Raw genomic sequence first — 19,148 nt, 5'->3', positions numbered from 1 at the left:
GTGTCATCGGCCGAAGCGGTCGATCTCGGACATCATCGTGCGCAGCTCCTGGTAGAGCAGCAGCGACCACAGGCGGGCCGCCTCGCCGAGCAGCGGCAGCTCGACCTCCTCGACGTCGTGGCCGGCCTCGCTGAGCCGGCGGGCCGCGGCGTCGAGGGCGGCGTTCACCGTGGGGTGGGGCTTGCCCAGTCCTGCGTCGCGGACGATCGCGACCTTGACCCGGCCGGGCTCGCCCAGGGGCGGGCGTACCGGCAGCCCGACGGGGTCGCTGAGGTCGGGTGTCACCATGGCGTGCAGTCCGCGGCGGACGTCGTCGACGGTCCAGCCCAGGGGCCCGTGGACGGCCATGGTCTGGAAGGACATGGGGCTGTCGAACTCCTCCGCCCCGCGCGGTTCTGAGCCGGAGACCAGGCCCATGGTGGGGCGCAGACCGACGGCGCCGCAGCAGTAGGCGGGGAAGCGGATGGAGCCGCCGATGTCGTTGCCCTGGGCGATCGGGGTCATTCCCGCGGCGACCGCGGCGGCGGCGCCTCCGGAGGAACCGCCCGGGGTGTGGCCGCTGTGCCACGGGTTGAGCGTCTTGCCGTGCAGGTCATTGCCGGTGAACCAGCGCACGGCGAAGGCGGGACTGTTGCTGCGGCCCATCAGGGTCGCGCCGGACTCGCGCAGCGCGGCGATGCAGGCGGCGTCTTCCTCGGCGATGGCGCCGGCCCAGGCCGGGACGCCGTGAGAGCTGGCGTATCCGCGCTGCGAGGTGTTGATCTTGGTGGCGACCGGGATGCCGAGCAGCGGGGGAAGCTCCTCGTGGGCGGCGACCGCCGCGTCCGCGGCGGCGGCCTGGGCGAGCGCTTCCTCGGGCCGGAGAACCACGAGGGCGTTGAGCACCGGGTTGGTCTCGTCGATGCGCGCGAGGAACGCCTGGGTGACCTCGGTCGCGGAGAAGGACTTGTCGCGGATTCCGGCGGCCAGTTCGGCGGCGGAACGGTCCCACAGCGGCTTGTCGCCCGTGGTGTCGGTCATCGGTGTCTCCTGTGATGAGTGCATGGGGGTCACTTGCCGGTGCCGCCGAGGTGGGCGGCCCACGGCATGCCCATGTAGGCGAAGGACGTGGGCGCGCCGCTGACGCGCTTGTTCATGAACATGCGTTCGTGCGTGGTGGCCAGGAAGACCGCCGGGGTGGTGGGGGTGAACAGGGCCTGGGCCTTCGTGTAGGCCCTGGCCGACGCGGCCGGGTCGGAGGAGGTACGGGCCTGTTCGAGCAGTCGGGTCACCTTGGGGTTGTCGTAGTTCGTCCAGTTGAAGATGCCGCGGGGGGTGACGCTCTCGGCCACGTAGGACGCGGGGTCCGGCATGGTGACGTAGCCGAAGGTCAGGACGAGGTCGAGGTCCTTGCGGACCGAGGGGTCGTAGAAGAGGGAGGACATCTCGGTGGGCTGGAGCTGCTTGATCTCGATGTCGACGCCGATCTTCTTGGCTGCGGCCTGGATGAACGTCAGCGCCTGCAGCCCGCGTTGGTCACCGGCGGGAATGGCGGCCACCAGGGGGCGGGAGAGCGGGCCGGCCTGTTCGGCCAGCTTCTTCGCCCGCTCCAGATCCGGTTTCGGGACGGCGGGCAGCGCCTTGTAGGCGGCGTCGAACTGGGCGGCGGCCTTGTTGCCGCGCCAGGTGAGCGGCGGGACGAGTGACTTCAGGGTGGTGGCGTCGCCCCCGAAGACGTTCTTGATCAGTGCGTCGCGGTCGATGACCCACGATAGGGCGTCCAGCAGTCGGCGGTCGGCGGCGGGCGACTTCGCGTTCGCGGGTATCAGCAGCACGTTCTGGGTGGACGGGCCGAGATGGATCGCGCCGTTGGCGGACTTGGCGAGCGCGGTGGCGCTGGTGGGCGGCAGCTCGTAGGTGCCGTCCACCTCGCCGGACAAAAGTGCGCTGGTCAGTGTGTTGCTGTTGGTGATGAACTGAAAGACGACCTGGCCCGCTTTCGGCTTGAGCTCGGCGTCCCAGTAGGCGTTGTTGCGTTCGAGGGTGATGCTGCTGCCGGACTTCCAGGAGCCCAGCCGGAACGGCCCCGTACACATCAGTCCGCCCTTGGTGGTGCCGTAGGCAGGGCCGGCCTTCTTGGTGTACGCCTTCTGGTTCACCGCACCGAACGATGTGGAGAGGGCCTTGGGGATGGTCTGGTCGTAGGTCTTGGTGCGCAGCGTCACCTGGTGCGGGCCGGTGGCCTTGATCGACGTCACGGCAGCCAGGTAGTTCCCGTACAGGGCCTGTGTCTTCGGGTCCCGCTGCCGCTCCAGGCTGTAGATCACGTCCTGCGGCGTCATGGGTGAGCCGTCCCAGAACTTCACGTCGGAGCGGAGGTCGAGCACCAGCGTGCGGTCGTCGGTCCAGGCGACCTGCCGGGCCAGTCCAGGGCTCAGGGAGAAGTCGGCGTTCATCCGCGTCAGGGTGTCGCAGAGGTTCGCCTCGACCGTCTGGGGAGAGTAGTCGCCGATCTTCGCGGGGTCCAGGGTTGTCGGCTCCCCGTAGGGAAGCGCCCAGGTCACACGGTCCACCTTGGAGGTGCCGGGCGTCGTGGTGGTGGTGAGGCGGTCGCGCCGGGGCGTTTCGCCGCCTCCGTTCGACGTGGTGGTGCAGGCCGTGGCGGCCAGCAGGCCCACGCTCGTCAGCATCGTCAGCGCCGTTTTCTTCGCAGCCATGGCTGAAGCTCCTTGCCGGGAGGAGTGAGGAAGGAAGGGGGGACGCTCGCGCTGGGGGGAGTGGGGCGTGCCGACGAGCCGTCGTAAACGAACGTCATATAACGTTGTTGCATGTCACGCTTGCATCTGGTGTGCTGACGCGTCAAGAGCAAGGCGTGACCTTCTCGTCGGACGCCGAGCTTCGCCCCGCCGAGGCGCCTTCGGCAGCCAAATGCCCTCTGGCCGCAGTGATGTCGATCGAATTCCGGCGTGCCGCACCACCCGCTTCAACCCGGCCCCATCAGGCCGGCTGCGGCCTCGTGCGCCGTCATCCGCGGCGCGTGAACCCCGCACGCCGCCCCACAGAACCGGAGAACCGCATGCCCTTCACTCCCGCTCTCGACTTCGCTTTCGAGATCCGCGCCAAGGTGACCGAGACCTTGCACATCGGCCATGGCGACGGGGAAGTCGCCGAGTTCACCCCCATCGTCGGAGGCAGCGTCGAGGGCCCCCTCCTGAACGGGAAGGTCCTTTCTGGCGGAGGCGACTGGAGCAGCACCCGCGGCGAGGTCTGCGAACTGGAGGCGCGCTACCTGCTCCAGGCGGACGACGGAGCAGTGATCGACATCGTCAACCGCGGCTACTACCGGCCCAAGGCCGACAGCCCGGACCAGTTCGACGAAGACCTGCAGGTCACGGAGGCCGGCCACTACTACCGGACGTCACCGGTCTTCCGCACGGACGCACCGGCCCACCGCTGGCTCGCGGAGACGGTCTTCGTCGGCCTCGCCCGCCCGGAGGGCGAGGACGTCGTCGTCATCCGCATGTACGCGCTCAGGTAGAAGCCGCCTCTTTGGTGACCGGCGTGCACGCCATGCCGGTCGCCACCACCCGTCGACGCCGATCAAGGCTCAGGAAAGGGAGCGCCATGCGTGATTCATGGCGTCCCGGAATCGGGCGACTTCCTCGGCGTCGAGGCCGGCGACCATGCGCTCCTCAAGAGCGCGGGCCGGCTCGGCGTACTCGGCCAGCAGTCGGCGCCCCGCGTCGGCGAGCAGGATGAGACGCTCGCGGCGATTGGCCGGGTTGGGTTCGCGGCGGATCAGGCCGCGGCTCTCCAGCGCGCGGACCATGTCGGCCATCGTCTGGGCGGTGACGAAGGAGTCACGGGCGAGCTGGGCGGCAGAAATCCCGTCGCGCCGCTCCAGCACGGTGAGCGCGGTGTACTGCAGTGCTGTGACGCCGGCGGGTTTGAGCAACTCCTCCAGGCGTGCGCGCACCGCGAGCTCCGTCCTCTTGACCAGATAGAGCAGCGAGGGGCTCACGTTCGTCCTCCTGTGTCGACGGTCTGCGCGGGTCGGTCCATGCCGCTCCTTCACCGGATGCCGCCGGGGCGGCGGCACGGCTTCACCTTAGGCCATTGACAGGAATCCTGTTGATTGAGCAGACTGCCGTTCATCAGGATTCCTGTCGATCCCTTGGCGTGCTGCCGCGTTCCCGGCGCCCCACCAACTGCTCACGAGAGGCACCCCTTCATGGATCTGCATGGGAAAGTCGCCGTCGTCACCGGTAGCGGTCGCGGCCTCGGCCTGGGGTACGCCCGGGCCCTCGCCGCAGCGGGAGCCGCGGTCGTCGTCAACGATGTCGACCACGCCGCGGTAGACGCCGCGGTCGCCGCCATCACGGCCGAGGGCGGCAGGGCCACCGGTGTCGTGGCCGCGGTCGGTGACAGCGAGTCGGCCAAGGAGCTGGTCGAGACGGCGGTGCGCGCTTACGGACGTCTGGACGTGCTCGTCACCAACGCCGGCATTCTTCGCGACCGGGTGCTGTGGAAGATGACCGACGAGGACTTCGACGACGTCGTCCGGGTCCACCTGCGAGGTACCTTCACCTGCGCCCGCGCGGCCGCGGTCCGCATGCGTGAGCAGGGCACCGGTGGACGGCTCGTCCTGATCTCCTCGCCCGCCGGGCAGCGGGGCAACTTCGGCCAGACCAACTACGCCGCCGCCAAGGCCGGCATCGTCGCCATGGCCCGGACCTGGGCCATGGAACTGGCCCGCGCCGGCATCACCGTCAACGCCGTCGTGCCCGTCGCCGCCACCGAGATGACCAAGACCATCCCGGCGTTCGCCCCGGTCATCCAGGAGGCCGAGCGCACCGGCAAACCTCTGCCGGACTGGCTGCGCAAGGATGAGGGCCTCGGCACCGTCGAGGACGTCGCCTCCCTGATCACCTTCCTGGCCTCGGACGACTCCGCCGGAGTGAGCGGACAGGCCATCGGCATCGGCGGCGACCGGCTGGCCCTGTGGGCGCACCCCAAGGAGAAGGCCGTCGCCTTCGCCGACGGCGGCTGGAGCGCCGACGCGATCGGCGCCCGGTGGCCGGATGGTGTCGGGGCCGAGCCCGAGACCTACGGCATCCCGGCGCCCCAGGCCCCGGAGGCGTGAGATGGGTGACCTCGCGCTCGACCTCGACCGGCTGACCGCCATCGACGTACACACGCACGCGGAGGTCTCCAAGGACGGCCACGGGGCACTGAGCCCCGAACTGTTCGGCGCCTCCGAGGAGTACTTCAAGGCCCACGGCCACCGAAAGCCGACCATCGAGGAGATGGCCGACCACTACCGCGAACGCCGCATGGCGGCAGTGGTGTTCACCGTGGACGCCGAGCACGCCACGGGGCACCCGCGGATCTCGAACGAGGAGATCGCGCAGAGCTGCGCCGCCCATGCCGACGCGCTGATCCCCTTCGCCAGCATCGACCCCCACAAGGGCCGCGCGGGCGTGCGGGAAGCCCGGCGCCTGGTCGAGGAACACGGCGTCCGCGGGTTCAAGTTCCATCCCAGCATCCAGGCGTTCGCTCCGAACGACACCCTCGCCTACCCGCTGTACGAAGCCATCGAGGAACTCGGCGTGCCCGCCCTGTTCCACACCGGCCAGACCGGGATCGGCGCCGGCGTCCCGGGCGGCGGCGGCATCCGGCTGAAGTACTCCAACCCGATGCTCGTGGACGACGTCGCCGTCGACTTCCCGCAGCTGCGGATCATCCTCGCCCACCCGTCCTTCCCCTGGCAGGACGAGGCCCTGGCAGTGGCCACTCACAAGCCGTACGTGTACATCGACCTGTCCGGCTGGTCCCCGAAGTACTTCCCGCCGCAGCTCGTGCGTTACGCCAACACCCTGCTCAAGGACAAGGTCCTCTTCGGCTCCGACTACCCCGTCATCACCCCCGACCGGTGGCTGAGGGACTTCGACAAGCTCGACATCAAGCCCGAGGTCCGGCCGAAGATCCTCAAGGAGAACGCGGCCCGCCTGCTCGGCCTGCTCACCGATTGACGGAGGCGCTCGTGTTGAACCAAGGCATCGGCTCCTGGCCGGCGCGCCGGGCACGCAAAACGCCCGACCGGATCGCCGTCGTCCACGAGGACCGCACCTGGACCTACCGTGAACTGCACCAGCGCGTCCTGCGCCTCGCCCATGCCCTGCGCGCCCTGGGCGTGGGCCGCGGTGACCGCGTCGCCTACCTCGGCCCCAACCACCCGGCGTTCCTGGAGACCCTGTTCGCAGCCGGGAGCCTCGGAGCGGTCTTCGTCCCGCTCAATACCCGGCTCACCACGCCGGAACTGGCGTACAACCTGTCCGACTCGGGCAGCACCGTCCTCGTCCACGCGCCCGAGCATGCCGAAGTGGCCCGCGCCGCGGCAGCCGAGGCCGGGGCGCGGCACCGGATCGCGCTCGCCGGGCCCGACGACGAGGGCGGTCTCGGTTACGAGGAACTCCTCTCCGACGCCGGAACCGGACCCCTGGACGAGGCCGTGGCCCCGGACGACCCCTGCATGATCATGTACACCTCCGGGACCACGGGCCGACCCAAGGGCGCCGTCCTCTCCCACGGCAACATCATCTGGAACAGCGTCAACGTCCTCGTCGACACCGACCTCCGCAGTGATGAAGTCACCCTCGTAGCGGCGCCGCTGTTTCACACCGCCGGGCTCAACATGACGTGCCTGCCCACCCTGCTCAAGGGCGGCCGGGTGGTGCTGCTCGGCGCCTTCGACGCCGAGCGCGTCCTGGAGGTCGTCGAGAGCCGGCGCGTGACGTACATGTTCGGCGTCCCCACGATGTACGACGCCATGGCCGCCCGGCCCCGCTGGCAGACCACCGACCTGTCCAGCCTGCGCACCGTCAACTGCGGCGGCGCCCCCGTCCCCGCGCACACCATCGCCACGTACCTCGCCCGCGGCCTGGCCTTCAGCCAGGGCTACGGCATGACGGAGGCATCCCCCGGAGTCCTCTTCCTGGACAAGGAACGGACCTCCGACAAGGCGGGCTCCGCCGGCACGCCGCACTTCTTCACCGACACGCGTGTCGTCCTGCCCGACGATCGTGAGGCCGGACCCGGGGAGCGCGGCGAGCTCCTCGTCCACGGCCCCAACACCATGACCGGCTACTGGCGCCGACCCGAGGACACGGACGCCGCCTTCACTGACGGCCGCTGGCTGCGCACCGGCGACGTCGTGCGGACCGACGCCGACGGCTACGCCTACATCGTCGACCGGGTCAAGGACATGTTCGTATCGGGCGGCGAGAACATCTACCCGGCCGAAGTCGAGGACGCGCTCCTCACCCACCCCGCCGTCGCCGAATGCGCGGTCATCGGTGTGCCCGACCCGGTCTGGGGCGAGGTCGGCCGCGCCGTCGTCGTCCTCAACCCCGACGTCCGCGCCGACGAGGACGACATCCTCGGCCACCTGCGGGGCCGGCTCGCCAAGTACAAAATCCCCAAGTCCCTGGTCGTCACGGAAGCCCTGCCCCGCACGGCCTCCGGGAAGATCATGAAGCCCGTCGTGCGCGACACCTACGCGAACGGCCCTGTCGAGCGCCCCCACCGGTAATGGACGTCCGAACAACACCCGCGCCCCAGCAATGACCTCACACCAGCAGCGCCCACTGCCTTCCCTACCATCAAAAGGATCTTCCATGCCCGCGATCGCCCACGGACTCGACGGACTCAAGGCCCTGACCGGAGCCGACCTCGGCCGCACCCAATGGATCGAGATAGCCCAGGACCGGGTGAACACCTTCGCCGACGCCACTGACGACCACCAGTGGATCCACACGGACCCGAGAAGGGCCAAGGACGGCCCCTTCGGTGGCCCCATCGCCCATGGCTACCTCACCCTCTCCCTCATCATCCCGCTCTTCGGCGAGCTGCTCACCATCACCGGTACCGAGATGAGCGTCAACTACGGCCTGGACAAGGTCCGTTTCCCCAGCCCCGTCCCCGTAGGTGCGAAGATCCGCCTCCATGGCGTCGTCGGCACCGTGGAGGAGGTCAAGGGCAACGGCGTGCAGATGCCGCTGACGTTCACCGTCGAAATAGACGGCAGCGACAAGCCGGCCTGCGTCGCCCAGGCCGTCTACCGCCATTACGCCTGAGTGAGGGGCTGTAGAAGTGACGGGTCTTCCCAAACTCTTGTAGGCGTTGATCGGTTGCTCGGTTCTGATCGGTCAGGCGCTGTGCTGCGGCAGGTGCGGCAGGCTGATGGCGTGTGATGTCGAGCTGACGGACCTGCCGCCGCATCTGGCGTCGGTGCTGGTCGGCCCACCGGCACGAAGCAGTGGCCCCAACTGACAGCCCCGGGCTACCGGGGCGACGTCGACGCAAGAGTGCGCCCGGACATCGCCTTGACTCGGGGCCACGAGATGCGGCGCAAACGCCTGGTAGTGGCTTTTTAGGTCCCCGATGCTGATGGCGCATCGCCGCATGTCGACCTTCCTCCCGACCCGCTACGAGGCTTCCGCTCCAACCACGGCGCCTCCCTCGCCTGGCCGCGGCTGGCCAGCGAGGCCATCGCGACGATCAAGCGCTGCGCCGATGCGAAGTAGCGGACGAGGAAGGGGCTTTGAGGAGAGGCGCGGCGACCAGCAGCCGCGCCCCCGCGAGGACGGGAAGCAGGAGGCGGTAGTCGACCGCCTCGATGAGCACCGCCCCCAGAGCGATGCCCAGGGCGGTCGGCGTATACATCAAAGTGTTCGCCGTCGCCGCCACGCGTCCCAGCAGCGCCTGCGGGGTCGCGCGCTGCACCGCGGTCAGGCCCGCGATCAGCACACAGGGCAGACCGAGGCCGTTGGCGAAGCTGCCCGCAAGAGCCGCCGCGTCGTACGGCAGGGCGTGCAGGGCTGCGGCGAGCGCGGTGAGCGCGATGCCCGCTCCACCGAACCGGCGTCCTCCGAAGCGGCGCATCAGCGTTCCCGATGCGAGGCCGACGGTGACTGAACCCGCGCCCTGCACGACGTACAGCACACCCGTATACGCGGGGGAGCGGCCGAGCCCCTCCACGACCGCGTAGACAGCCGCCCCGCTGATCCCCGAGGTCAACATGGTCAGGCCGCCTGCGAGGACGAGCGGGCGCAGCCGCGGATCGCCCCACAAGCGGCGCACCCCGTCGGCGGTTTGCGCACGTCGGCCCGAGTTGTCACGCACGGGGGCGTCCTCCCGCACCCGCAGCAGCGTGAACATCCCGGCCGCGAGTACGAAGGTCGCGGCGTCCAGGAGCGCCACCTGCGCGCCCCCGTAGGCGGCGAAGAGGCCCGCTCCGGCGAGCGGTGCGACCAGCTTCATGCCTTCGTTCGCCGCCATCCGCAAGCCGTTGAAGTCCCCTGTGAGGTCCTTGCTGACGGCCGCCGTCACCAGCGCCGCCTCCGCCGCGTCGGTGACGGCGCCGCACGCCCCGTACAGGAAGAGCACCGCGTAGAGGATCCACAGGGTGCTGGTCGAGTCGACGAGCAGGAGGGTGGTCAGCAGGGCGCCCAGGGCCAGGTTCGTGGCAACGAGCAGGGGTCTGCGGCGGGTGCGGTCGGCGATCGTGCCCAGGAGGGGCCCGGCCAGGGCCGGCGCCCAGAGGGCGAAGGTACACAGGGCGGCCAGGCCGTCCGAGCCGGTCAGCTCCTTCGTCCAGATCCCGGAGACCAGCCACATCGCGGAACTTCCGAAGCCGGAGACCAGTACCGCGCCCAGGCAGAGGCTCGCGTCGCGGTCGCGCAGGATCCGAGTGATCGTCGGTGTCATGCCAGGTGATGGTGGCTCTAAGGCGCCTGGTGGGGCGTAGGGCAGGTGCAGTAGATCTCGTGGGTGCGGCGGATCCGGCGGATCTGCCTCCCGTCCTGCGTCGGTGATGAGTTCTCGGCGTCCGGCCGATTTACAGGGCAGTGCTTCCAGCTAGCGAGGTAGGCGAGTTCGGCAACGGCGCCGAAGGCGGCCAGGCGTAAGGGCTCGGTGGTGAAGCGTCCGCGGCGCATGGGGCGGCGGTGTCGGCGAGGTAGGCGGTGACGGTGGTCAGTCCGTGGCCGCCGCCGAGGCGTTCGTCGGCTGCGCTGAAGGCGGGATGTGGCCGTCGTGGCGGCGAGTTAGTTCTCGGGGGTTGGACTGTGCCCGGTTGTGGGGCGTTTCTGCCCCTCGGGCTTGGGCAGGACCGCCAGTGCGGTTTCTGCGATGTTTCGCAGTGTCTCCGGGGCCAGGCCGGCTTTGCCTACTGCCTCGATACCGCGGACCACCGTCAGCAGTAGGGCCGCCAACTGCTCTGGATCCGCGGCGCCATCGATGTCGCCGTGGCGCTGCGCGGCGCTGATCTCCGTTCGCAGCAAGGTCAGCATTGCCGTCATGGTCTCTGACGACCGCCTGGCCACTGTCGCATCGTGCTGGGCCAGTTCCGCCGCGCCTTTGGCCAACAGGCAGCCTCGGCGCTCGGTGTCGGAGGCGGTGTTCTCCGCCATCAGGTGCACGTATCCCGACAGTCGGTCCAAGGCCTCTGCGTCCGGTCCACCCGCCAGCCGCCCTTCGGCCACCTCGACGACTGCGGTGCACCAGTCGCCGAACACACGGTGAAAGAGCTTGCCCTTGTCGCCGAAGGCGCCGTACAGGCTGCCCTTGCCCAGGCCGGTCGCCTGGGCGATGTCGTCCATCCGGGTTCCCGCGTAGCCGGTCGCCCAGAACTGTTCCCGGGCCCGCTCAAGGACTTGGCGTTCGTCGAATGCGCGTGGTCTCGGCATGGCCTCAGTCTAGCCATTCTTGACTCGATCGTCCATTACTGCCTACGTTGTGGACGATCCATTCCACAACTGAAGGGGTACGACATGCCAGGCGTGCTGCAGGAGAAGGTGGCAGTGATCACCGGAGGGACCAGCGGGATCGGGCTGGCCATCGCCCACCGCTTCGTCCGGGAGGGCGCACGGGTCTTTGTGACCGGACGGGACATCGACCGCCTCGAAGCGGCAGTCAAGGAGATTGGCCCTGCGGCCACCGGCGTGCGGTCCGACGTCTCGGTCCTGGCCGACCTGGACGCGCTCTACGCGCGAGTCCGCGAGGAGGCCGGACGCATCGACGTGCTAGTGGCCAACGCGGGGATCGTCGCGGACGCCGCGCTCGGTGCCCACACCGAGGCGAACGTCGACCTGACACTCGCCGTCAACATCAAGGGCCCACTGTTTACCGTCCAGAAAGCGCTTCCGCTGCTGGCGGAGAACGCCTCACTCCTGGTCATCGGCTCAAGCAACAGTGTGCGCCCCAACGAGCACCTCGAGGTCTACAGCGCCTCGAAGGCGGCCCTGAGCAATCTCGTGCACAACTGGGCCCGGCAATCGCGAGAGCGTCGATTCCGGGTCAACGTCCTCAGCCCAGGACCCACGCGGACCCCTGCCCTGCTGCGTGCCGCGGGGCCGGACATCGACCGGTTCGCCGAGGCCACCGTGCCACTGGGGCGGCTGGCCGACGCCGAGGAAATCGCCGAGGCCGCCCTCTTCCTGGCTTCAGACGCCTCGTCGTTCGTCACCGGCGCCGAACTCTTCGTCGACGGCGGCTATACCCGGGCCTGAACGACGGCCGGTGGTGCGCATTCCGTCCGAAGTGATGGGGCGCACTCCCGGCCGCGTGTGCGCGTCCGTGTAGGTCCCGGGGCGCTCGAAGCAACGAAATCGTGGCCGCGGCCTCTTTGGATGAAGGCGGTCGTCACCCCGACTGCCGTTCCGGCTAGGCCGACCTCCGCTGGGTGTTCATCCTCCTCGGCGTTTCTCGATCGCGGAGGTCTGAACGGGATCTGCTCCACTACGTGTGGAGCAGCGACTGTCCGTAACGCCAACAGGACGCGTTTGCTGAGGAGTTCGAATCCTGCGCGGCCGAATAGCCATCACTTGGGTGCCTACTCGCGTCAGTCCGGCAGCCAGTGCAGCTCGTGCGCCAGGGTTTTGGCGACGGCACGGATGCGGCGGTGTAGCGGCGACTGCTCGCGTGGGAGGACCAGGTGGATCGTCAGGCTGGGCGCGCCTCGCAGCGGTCGCCAGGTGAGACCGGCCGGTTGTGATGTGGCCGCGGCTTCTCCGGCCGGGGCGAGGGTGACCCCGTCGCGCAGGTCGCGCTGAGACATGTCGAAAGAGACTGCGGGCGTGTGGAATCGGGGGTGTGGCCGGGTATCTCGGAACAGTGCGGCCAGCTGATCGTGGATCACGGGGTTGGCCGCACGGTCCGGGAGTCGCAGCGGATACGCGGCCGCGTCGGCGATCTCGATCTCCGGGTGTTCGGCCAGCGGATGGTGCTGCGCCAGCTGGACGCCGACGCGCATACGACGCAGCAGGAACCGGCGCACGCCATTGCCCGGCTGTTCACCGCGGGTGATCCCGGCATCGATGCGGCCCTCGGCGACCGCGGGGGAGATTTCCGGTGTCGCCATCGGGACCGCGCCGACGTCGAGTCCGCTGTTGCCGCGAATCAGCCTGTCCACCAGGGCCGGCGCCGTCTCGGCCCCGGCGCTGAGGCTGTATCCGATGCGCAGTGTGCCCAGTTCACCGGCCGCCGCGCTCCGGGCGGTGTCCCATGCCCGGTCCAGCGCCGCCAGCGCGGGCGGCGCGGACTCCGCCAAAGCCGCACCGGCCGTGGTCAATACGACGCTACGCGTGGTGCGGACCAGCAGGGCGTCACCGAGTTCCGTTTCCAATCGGCGTATCCGGGCGCTGAGTGCGGGCTGCGCGATACCGATTCGGGCGGCCGCGCGGGTGAAGTTCAACTCCTGCGCCAGCACCAGGAAGTACCGCAGGCTCACCGTATCCGGCGCCATGTGCCCTCCCCGCCGATTGATAACGATCCGTTCTGAGCCTAGCCCGTATCGGTCTTTCCCCCGACCCCACATCAAGTCCTAACCTGCGCCTATGGCGAAGCAATTGAGCGAAGTGCCCGCCGCCGGGATGGATCGATCTGGGTGTCAATTCGCCGTCGGACATGTCCGGCCGAACACAGGAGGTTTCCATGACTAAGGGCTACTGGGTCAGTGTCTACCCCGCCATTTCCGACCCTGAGAGTCTGACTGCCTACGACAAGCTGGCCGGTCCGGCTGTTCAGGCCGGGGGCGGGCGCGTCCTGTCCCGGATTCCGTCCCGCGGAGGTCGAGTCGTCGCCCACGAGGCCGGCATCACGCAACGCGTCGTTTTGATCGAGTTCGACAGCTTTGAACAGGCCGTCGCGGCATACGAGAGCGAGGCATACCAGAAGGCGCTGGTGGCCCTCCCCGACGACGTCGAGCGCGACTTCCGCATCATCGACGGCATCGACTGACCGGCGGGCGGGCAGGTGCCATGTGTCGTCAGGTGCTCGGGATGAGTTGCGGCAGGTGAGCGCATGTCCGCGCAGCCTCGGTGTAGTTCGCGGCCTGCCTGGTCCAGGAGACTTCAGAGTGAGCCAGTCGATCAGCGCGGACGGAGGGCGACATCTGCCTCATCCGGCCATGACCGCGGTTGCGGCCAGGGGTTGGGGCCGCACGTCGTTCGTGATGTCATCTGCCCGCCGGACCGGGCATGCGCGCCCCGGTCCGGCGGTGTGCACGGGTCAGCGGGTGCCGGAGGCCTCGAAGCCGTAGTTGAAGTAGCCCTTGCCGTCGTTGACCCAGTTGATCTTGATGGCGCTGTCGGTGTAGAAGCGTCCGCCAGCGACCTTCTTCTTCGTCGTCGACGTGGTGAAGGTGCCGTTGCCGCTGCCGTTCATCCGCTGGAAGTTGTCCCGGACGTTGTAGGTCTTCGTCCCCAGCAGGGTGTCGGCGCCCGTGTCGGAGCGCTTGACGTACAGCGGCATTGTCGCGCCGGTCATGGTGTTGCCGATGTCGCCGCCGGCGTAGGTCGGCGGGAAGTCGAAGGACATCGTCGCCTTGGCGTAGACGTAGCTGCCGGAGCGGGCCACGCAGTTCTTGATCGTGATGTCGATGTTGTCCGGCGCGGGGCCGGAGTAGCTGCGGTCGTCGATCGAGTGGGAGCTGGTGTTGCACTTCCAGCTCAGCGCGGAGGCGGGAGAGGTCACGGCCGTGAGCACGGTGGCGGCGGTCGCGCCGACCAGCGCGAAGGAGACGACTTTACGGCCCGCGGGTGAAAGCCGCACAGAAGTCATACAACGTACGTTCATCGAGCTGGATTCCCTCGTTAGATAGGGGGAGACCACTGCTTAGCGTCGCCCCCTTGATGTAGGTGAGCGGTGTTCGTGTGAGGGCTGGCCGCCTGGTTGTCTTCAGGGGTGCCGTCACCCGCCTTGTAGCTATGGTGACGTGGCCCGCCAACAACTTGCCAACACGAACTCAATGGCATCAGCGAGAGGTTGGACGCGCTGCCCTGCGGCGGTAGGGGGTTGGCACCCCAGTCCGGATCGCGTACGGGGGCCGGCACCCGTGTCTTTCTGGTCAGGGCGCGTATGTTGCGCCAGCTGGTGCACGGGGCGGCGCGGCGGCGACGTGGGCCTGGACGACGACGGCCTGACGGTCTGCACCGCCCGGGATTCACATCCGGGTGTAGCGGACTTGATCGGCTGCCCAGTCGCCCGCCCGCTGCCACCGGCGCAGCCGCCCGACCAGATGGCCGGCCGCGAGCGCGGCGGCCGCAGCGACGACGACGATGGCCATCACGACTACCGCATGTCGATGGCGGAGACCTCTTCGAGCTCTTCGGTGTCGGAGAGCCGGTGGCCCGAATGGGTGCGGCCGTCGAGGCTGATGAGGATGTTGACGGGTGTTGGGCGGGCCACGGCGATCGGTCCTCTTAGCGGGCTGGACGCGGAGCAGGCGAGCTCAACCGCGCTGCGCGGGGGGCCGGGTCCCTTCCTGGCGACACCAACACTCCTACACCGACGCGAAGTAGGGACACCGGGCAAGGAGTGGGCGGAGCTGGACGGTTCGCTGCTATCGCAGGTCGGGTGCACACAGCTGCCCGACGAGCGCCAGCGAGGCAGCGCCCTTCAATTGGCCATTGTGCTACAGGGACGCCCGGTGTTGACCTGTTCGTGCGTGCCGGGCCACAGGTCGGCAAGACGCAGATCCGGGTTGAGCGGAGCCAACGCCACCATCAGGCGGTGCCTACCGCCTCATGCTGCATGATATTGGCCATGCGTAGGGAAAAGGGCGGGGGGCTCCGCCGACTATGGCCGCGGCGTGCGCGTGACGAGTCGGCGCTCGCAGACATCGAGGCCGAGATCACCGCGTTCGGTGTGGCACTGAGCGCCCACTCCTTCAGCCCCGGCCAGCCGAATGCCACAGCTGCGATGCGCGCCGAACTGGCGCGTGCCCTCGATGCGTATGAGCAGGCGAAGCGAAACTTCGTCGGCGACCGGACCTGGGCGGACGCACTCGACGTACCGCGCTCACTGGACGAGGGCAGGCACGCGCTGGCCTGTCTGGATGCCCTGCTCGCCGACGAGCCGCTGCCGGAGCAAATGCCGCTCTGCTTTTTCGACGCCCGCCACGGGCGGGCCGTCCGACAGGTCAGGTGGACACCTCCGGGGGGCAGCGCCCGCAACATCGCCGTTTGCGCAGCGGACGCGGTGCGCCTGGCGGAAGGCTTCAGTTCGACCACTCAGCGGACGAAACCGGGCAACAGGCTCCCTGACGCACAGTCGCGTACGGCCAAGTTCCCGACGACGACGGCGATGAGCGCTCCCCAGCCGCAGCTCAGCGGGACGGGAAGCAGCGGTGAACAAACCCATCAACTGGCCATGCCGTCGTACCGGCCGGTCCTCATGGTCTTCTCGACGAACGAGCGAGCGCCGGTCCACCTGCGCTTCGAGGGCCGGATGGGGCGCTCCTCGCGGCTTTACCGGCTGTCAGGCGACGGCTCCCCGGTCGTCGCCCGCATTCCGCTGCCGGAGGCGAAGAAAGCAGTCGCCTTCCGGGTGTTCGCCTCCGGCGGCAGGGAGGCGTGGACGGCGACTGCGGCACCGCTGCGAGAAGCCCACCGCTTCCATGACGAGATCAACGGCACCGGGTCCGACGTCGTGCACTACCGAGGGGATGCGGGGCCGGGGGTTCTGCGGTACGAGGGACCGAGCGTGGTCCAGTTGGAGGCTCTGGACGGCCGCCTCGCCTACCGGGAGACCGTGGCCGAGGGCAAGTTCGGCAAGCTCACTTTCCAGTGGCCGGGCCGCGGCTACTACCAGGTGCGCTCGGCCGGGGCGTGGAGTCTGTCTGCCGTGTGACGATACGGACGGATTGCTGCCACGAGAGCGGCGTGCACGTCCCCGAGATCTCCATCCCGGTCTCGACGCGATCTGCTCCGGCGGCCGGCGCAGGGCGGCATTGTCGGGCTCCAGCAACTCCGCGAGGGCCGCGCGGGTACGGGTCGTCGACTCGTCACGGCCCGTGCCGCGCACCGTGCCGGGGTGCTTGTCGCCGTGATGCCCCAGCGAGCCGCAGAGCGCACCCATCCTGGACAGGTGCGCTTGCAGCGCCTGGGCCGCCTCCGCGACCGGTCGGGCAGCGGCCCCCCGCCGCGGGAAGTTGCTCAGTCGGCCCGGTGGCCGGCCTGCTTGGGCAGGCAGAACATCAGGACCCACATCAGGGCGAGGAGGCCGCCGACCCACCACAGCACGGCGACAAACGCGTCGCGGTTGACCGCGCCGTCGGGAGAGCCGCCGGTGATGGCGAAGAACACCACGGCGGTCAGTGCGGTGCCCAGCGCGATGCCCAGGTGAATGGCGGTGTTGAACAGGCCCGAGGCCGAGCCGGCGTCCTCGTGCGGGACCCTGGCCAGCGACAGATCGGCGAGCGGGCCGGAGACCATGCCCAGGCCGAAGCCGATCAGCACCACCGGAGCGGTCATCGCCAGCAGGGTCAGCTCGGCCTGGTGGCTGCCGACCTGGATCCCGTAGGCGACCATCGCGGCGGTCGCTATGAGAGCTCCGGCCTGAGGCAGACGGCGGGCGAAACGCCCGGCCGTCTTCGCCGCGATCGTCGCGCCGCCCAGTTCTCCCACAGAGAGCAGCACGAAAGCCACGGCCGCCTCGAGCGGGCTCATACCCAGTCCGCGCTGCAGGTACAGCGTCCAGGTCATGAAGAACAGGCCGCACAGCAGGCCGTGCAGCAGGTCCGCGGCCATGCCCCCGGAGAACTGCCTGACCCGGAAGAGGGACAGCGCCACCAGCGGGGCGTTGCCCTGCCTGCGCCGCTGGTGGCGCAGGAAGACACCAAGGACCAGGAGGCCGGCCGCGAGCATGACGAAGCACCACAGCGGCCATCCGTGGGTATGGCCCTCGGTGAGCGGGAAGAGGATCAGGACGATGGCCAGGCCGAACAGCAGCATGCCGACCAGGTCGAGCCGGTCGGCCGTGCGGACGGTCGATTCGGGGATGAACGCGCGTCCCACGAGGAGTACGGCCAGCCCGACGGGCACGTTGACCAGGAAGATCGGCCGCCAGGACAGCCCGAACAGGTCGGCCTGGGTGAGCACGCCGCCCAGGACCGGGCCCAGGACGTTGGCGATGGCCAGGACGGCCCCGTACAGGCCGAACGCCTTGCTGCGGTTCTGGCCGTCGAAGGTGACGTGCATGGTCGCCAGGACCTGCGGGATCATCACGGCCACGCCGACGCCCTGGAGCAAGCGGGCTCCGATCAGTACGCCCGGGCCGGTGGCCAGACCGCACAGCAGCGAGGCGGCGGTGAACACGACGGTGCCGATGAGCAGGATCCTGCGCCGGCCGTAGATGTCGCCGAGCCGTCCGCCGGTGATCAGCCCGACGGCGACGGGCAGGGAGTAGGCGGTGGTCAGCCACTGCACCGCGGCCGGTCCTGCGCCGGTCGACTCCTGGATCGCAGGCAGGGCTGTCAGGACGACCGACTGGTCGAGCATGTTCATCAACTCGGCGGTCAGCAGCACCAGGAGGGCGATCCAGGCCCCCATGGCCATCTTCGAGGGTCCAGGTGATGGGTGGGTCGGGGATGAGGTGGTGATGTGCTCTGGCTCGTTGCCGAGCGCGGAGGAAGACAAAACGGGAACTCCTGATCCAAAGGAATCGGGGAGCCCTGCCGGCAGCCGCACCGGGGTCGGAAAACACCAAACCCGGGGCAGACGGCAGAGCTGCACCCGGGAAAGAGAACTGCGGGGGATGGGTGACGCAACTCAGGCCAGCGCGACGTCCGCCCCCGGACACGTGCGACACAACAGCACGCGGGGAACACGGACGACTACATGGCCTGGTTAATAAGACGTCACCCCAAGATCGACACAGAAGGAACAGGAAGTCCGGTCACTGGCACCGACACCTCGGCACAAGAACTCGAACAGAATACGACAACCGCACGGCACGTCGCACACTGGAATCGATCCGCCCCTGCCCAGCCGCAACGCTCGGCCTCCACTGTCAGAACGGGGCGGGCGATGCCGCCTGACGCCGGGCGCACCACGGGCGCTCAGCGCGTGTCGTGGTTTTCGAGTGGAGGTCAGCATGGTTGCCCGTCGGTACGGCGGGCGGGCAACTGGGAGCGGGGGAGGGCGTATTGGCGGTTTTCCCGGCCGCCGGGCGCAGTGCGCTGGACGGGCCGGTTGTCGTGGCCACGGGGGAGTTCACGGACCCTGTTCGATCGTCCCGATGGGGTGCTCAGTCGGAGGCGGCCTCCTTGCGGCTGCGGAAGGCCGCCACGCGGGTACGGTTTTGGCACGTCACCGAGCAGAAGCGGCGTCGGCCGCCCGGTGACTGATCGATGTAGACGTCGGCGCAGCGTGCGCCCGTGCAGATGCCGATCCGCGCGAAGCCGTGGCTGGCGAGGTACTCGCGCAGGGTGATGCCGGCTGCCGCGGCGAGGGCATGGCCGGTGTCCTCGACGCTCCACGCGGCGCGGAGCGTGCCATCGGCCGCGGTATCCATGACGGGGTGGACGCCGGTCTCTGACAACAGGCTCGTCAGGCTGCGTGCGCACGTCCCGCCGTCCGGGGCGGAGAAGACTCCGTGGAGGCAGTCCGCTGCGTCGGTCAATGTCTGTGAGGTCAGCGCGGCGCCGACGTGCGCGGGTAGGGCTAATTTCTGTTCGATGCCGGCAGCGGACGGGAGCGGCTCGCCGGCTCGGCCGTCCTCCTGACGGGGCAGTGTGCCCCACCCGTTGACCAGTTCGGTCAGGGCATCGAGGGAGATCCCGGTGAGGGTAACGGCCATGCCCTCACGGTAACGCATTAGTGACTGGT

18 protein-coding genes and 1 pseudogene are annotated in these 19,148 nt (G+C 69.1%); 8 read left to right on the top strand and 11 right to left on the bottom strand.

All coding sequences use genetic code 11. The annotated features are described in order from the left end of the window. Positions 1–3 precede the first annotated feature (3 nt). Entirely contained in the window at positions 4–1,020 is a 1,017-nt protein-coding gene (locus ACWGIH_RS33480; RefSeq protein ID WP_453448950.1) for an amidase family protein, read from the bottom strand. A gap of 29 nt (positions 1,021–1,049) precedes the next feature. Then, the gene (locus ACWGIH_RS33475) at positions 1,050–2,696 is read right to left on the bottom strand and encodes an ABC transporter substrate-binding protein (protein ID WP_453448949.1); all 1,647 of its coding nucleotides are present in this window, start codon (positions 2,694–2,696) and stop codon (positions 1,050–1,052) included. A gap of 359 nt (positions 2,697–3,055) precedes the next feature. Here ACWGIH_RS33475 and ACWGIH_RS33470 point away from each other — a divergent pair, with 359 nt between their 5' ends. Further along, positions 3,056–3,517, top strand: a complete 462-nt coding sequence (locus ACWGIH_RS33470) for a DUF3237 domain-containing protein (RefSeq protein ID WP_453448948.1) — start codon at positions 3,056–3,058, stop codon at positions 3,515–3,517. A gap of 69 nt (positions 3,518–3,586) precedes the next feature. Here the strand turns inward: ACWGIH_RS33470 and ACWGIH_RS33465 are convergent, their stop codons facing one another. Further along, positions 3,587–4,000 (bottom strand): MarR family winged helix-turn-helix transcriptional regulator, encoded by a 414-nt coding sequence (locus ACWGIH_RS33465; protein ID WP_453448947.1) that lies wholly within the window; start codon positions 3,998–4,000, stop codon positions 3,587–3,589. A gap of 210 nt (positions 4,001–4,210) precedes the next feature. On the opposite strand from ACWGIH_RS33465, the gene ACWGIH_RS33460 reads away from it, so the two are divergent. From ACWGIH_RS33460 to ACWGIH_RS33445, 4 genes are all read left to right on the top strand, one after another. Next, positions 4,211–5,122: an SDR family oxidoreductase gene (locus ACWGIH_RS33460; protein ID WP_453448946.1), complete on the top strand. Its 912-nt coding sequence runs from the start codon at positions 4,211–4,213 to the stop codon at positions 5,120–5,122. 1 nt (position 5,123) lies between these two features. Beyond that, positions 5,124–6,011, top strand: a complete 888-nt coding sequence (locus ACWGIH_RS33455; protein ID WP_453448945.1) for an amidohydrolase family protein — start codon at positions 5,124–5,126, stop codon at positions 6,009–6,011. Between the two features lie 11 nt (positions 6,012–6,022). Further along, positions 6,023–7,570 (top strand): acyl-CoA synthetase, encoded by a 1,548-nt coding sequence (locus ACWGIH_RS33450; RefSeq protein ID WP_453448944.1) that lies wholly within the window; start codon positions 6,023–6,025, stop codon positions 7,568–7,570. A gap of 85 nt (positions 7,571–7,655) precedes the next feature. After that, positions 7,656–8,114 carry a MaoC family dehydratase gene (locus tag ACWGIH_RS33445; RefSeq protein ID WP_453448943.1) on the top strand — a complete coding sequence of 153 codons (459 nt, stop codon included), beginning with the start codon at positions 7,656–7,658 and terminating at the stop codon, positions 8,112–8,114. Between the two features lie 424 nt (positions 8,115–8,538). On the opposite strand, the gene ACWGIH_RS33440 is transcribed toward ACWGIH_RS33445, so the two are convergent. Beyond that, positions 8,539–9,747 carry an MFS transporter gene (locus ACWGIH_RS33440; protein WP_453448942.1) on the bottom strand — a complete coding sequence of 403 codons (1,209 nt, stop codon included), beginning with the start codon at positions 9,745–9,747 and terminating at the stop codon, positions 8,539–8,541. Positions 9,748–10,085: 338 nt separating this feature from the next. Next, a complete protein-coding gene (locus tag ACWGIH_RS33435; protein WP_453448941.1) occupies positions 10,086–10,727 on the bottom strand; it encodes a TetR/AcrR family transcriptional regulator in 642 nt (213 codons plus the stop codon). 84 nt (positions 10,728–10,811) lie between these two features. On the opposite strand from ACWGIH_RS33435, the gene ACWGIH_RS33430 reads away from it, so the two are divergent. Beyond that, positions 10,812–11,549, top strand: a complete 738-nt coding sequence (locus ACWGIH_RS33430) for an SDR family NAD(P)-dependent oxidoreductase (RefSeq protein WP_453448940.1) — start codon at positions 10,812–10,814, stop codon at positions 11,547–11,549. 332 nt (positions 11,550–11,881) lie between these two features. Here the strand turns inward: ACWGIH_RS33430 and ACWGIH_RS33425 are convergent, their stop codons facing one another. Continuing rightward, on the bottom strand, positions 11,882–12,784 hold the full coding sequence (locus tag ACWGIH_RS33425; protein ID WP_453448939.1) for a LysR family transcriptional regulator: 903 nt from the start codon (positions 12,782–12,784) through the stop codon (positions 11,882–11,884). 188 nt (positions 12,785–12,972) lie between these two features. Here ACWGIH_RS33425 and ACWGIH_RS33420 point away from each other — a divergent pair, with 188 nt between their 5' ends. Continuing rightward, a complete protein-coding gene (locus ACWGIH_RS33420) occupies positions 12,973–13,278 on the top strand; it encodes a DUF1330 domain-containing protein (protein WP_453448938.1) in 306 nt (101 codons plus the stop codon). Between the two features lie 270 nt (positions 13,279–13,548). Here the strand turns inward: ACWGIH_RS33420 and ACWGIH_RS33415 are convergent, their stop codons facing one another. Both ACWGIH_RS33415 and ACWGIH_RS33410 read right to left on the bottom strand, forming a co-directional pair. Continuing rightward, a complete protein-coding gene (locus ACWGIH_RS33415; protein ID WP_453448937.1) occupies positions 13,549–14,100 on the bottom strand; it encodes a hypothetical protein in 552 nt (183 codons plus the stop codon). A 382-nt stretch (positions 14,101–14,482) separates the two neighbouring features. Then, positions 14,483–14,605 (bottom strand): hypothetical protein, encoded by a 123-nt coding sequence (locus ACWGIH_RS33410; protein ID WP_453448936.1) that lies wholly within the window; start codon positions 14,603–14,605, stop codon positions 14,483–14,485. 479 nt (positions 14,606–15,084) lie between these two features. Between ACWGIH_RS33410 and ACWGIH_RS33405 the strand changes: the two genes are divergently transcribed. Next, complete coding sequence (locus ACWGIH_RS33405) at positions 15,085–16,170, top strand: hypothetical protein (protein ID WP_453448935.1); 1,086 nt, start codon at positions 15,085–15,087, stop codon at positions 16,168–16,170. Between the two features lie 63 nt (positions 16,171–16,233). On the opposite strand, the pseudogene ACWGIH_RS33400 reads toward ACWGIH_RS33405, so the two are convergent. From ACWGIH_RS33400 to ACWGIH_RS33390, 3 genes and pseudogenes are all read right to left on the bottom strand, one after another. Further along, positions 16,234–16,454, bottom strand: a pseudogene (locus ACWGIH_RS33400) (TetR family transcriptional regulator); the annotation flags it as partial. Positions 16,455–16,475: 21 nt separating this feature from the next. After that, a complete protein-coding gene (locus ACWGIH_RS33395) occupies positions 16,476–17,870 on the bottom strand; it encodes an MFS transporter (RefSeq protein ID WP_453448934.1) in 1,395 nt (464 codons plus the stop codon). 697 nt (positions 17,871–18,567) lie between these two features. Then, positions 18,568–19,119 carry a CGNR zinc finger domain-containing protein gene (locus ACWGIH_RS33390; RefSeq protein ID WP_453448933.1) on the bottom strand — a complete coding sequence of 184 codons (552 nt, stop codon included), beginning with the start codon at positions 19,117–19,119 and terminating at the stop codon, positions 18,568–18,570. Positions 19,120–19,148 lie beyond the last annotated feature (29 nt).

This window comes from Streptomyces sp. NPDC054872 (assembly GCF_053610705.1).
Note: the sequence above shows the minus strand (reverse complement) of the source record. Positions and strands in the feature narration are given on the sequence as shown.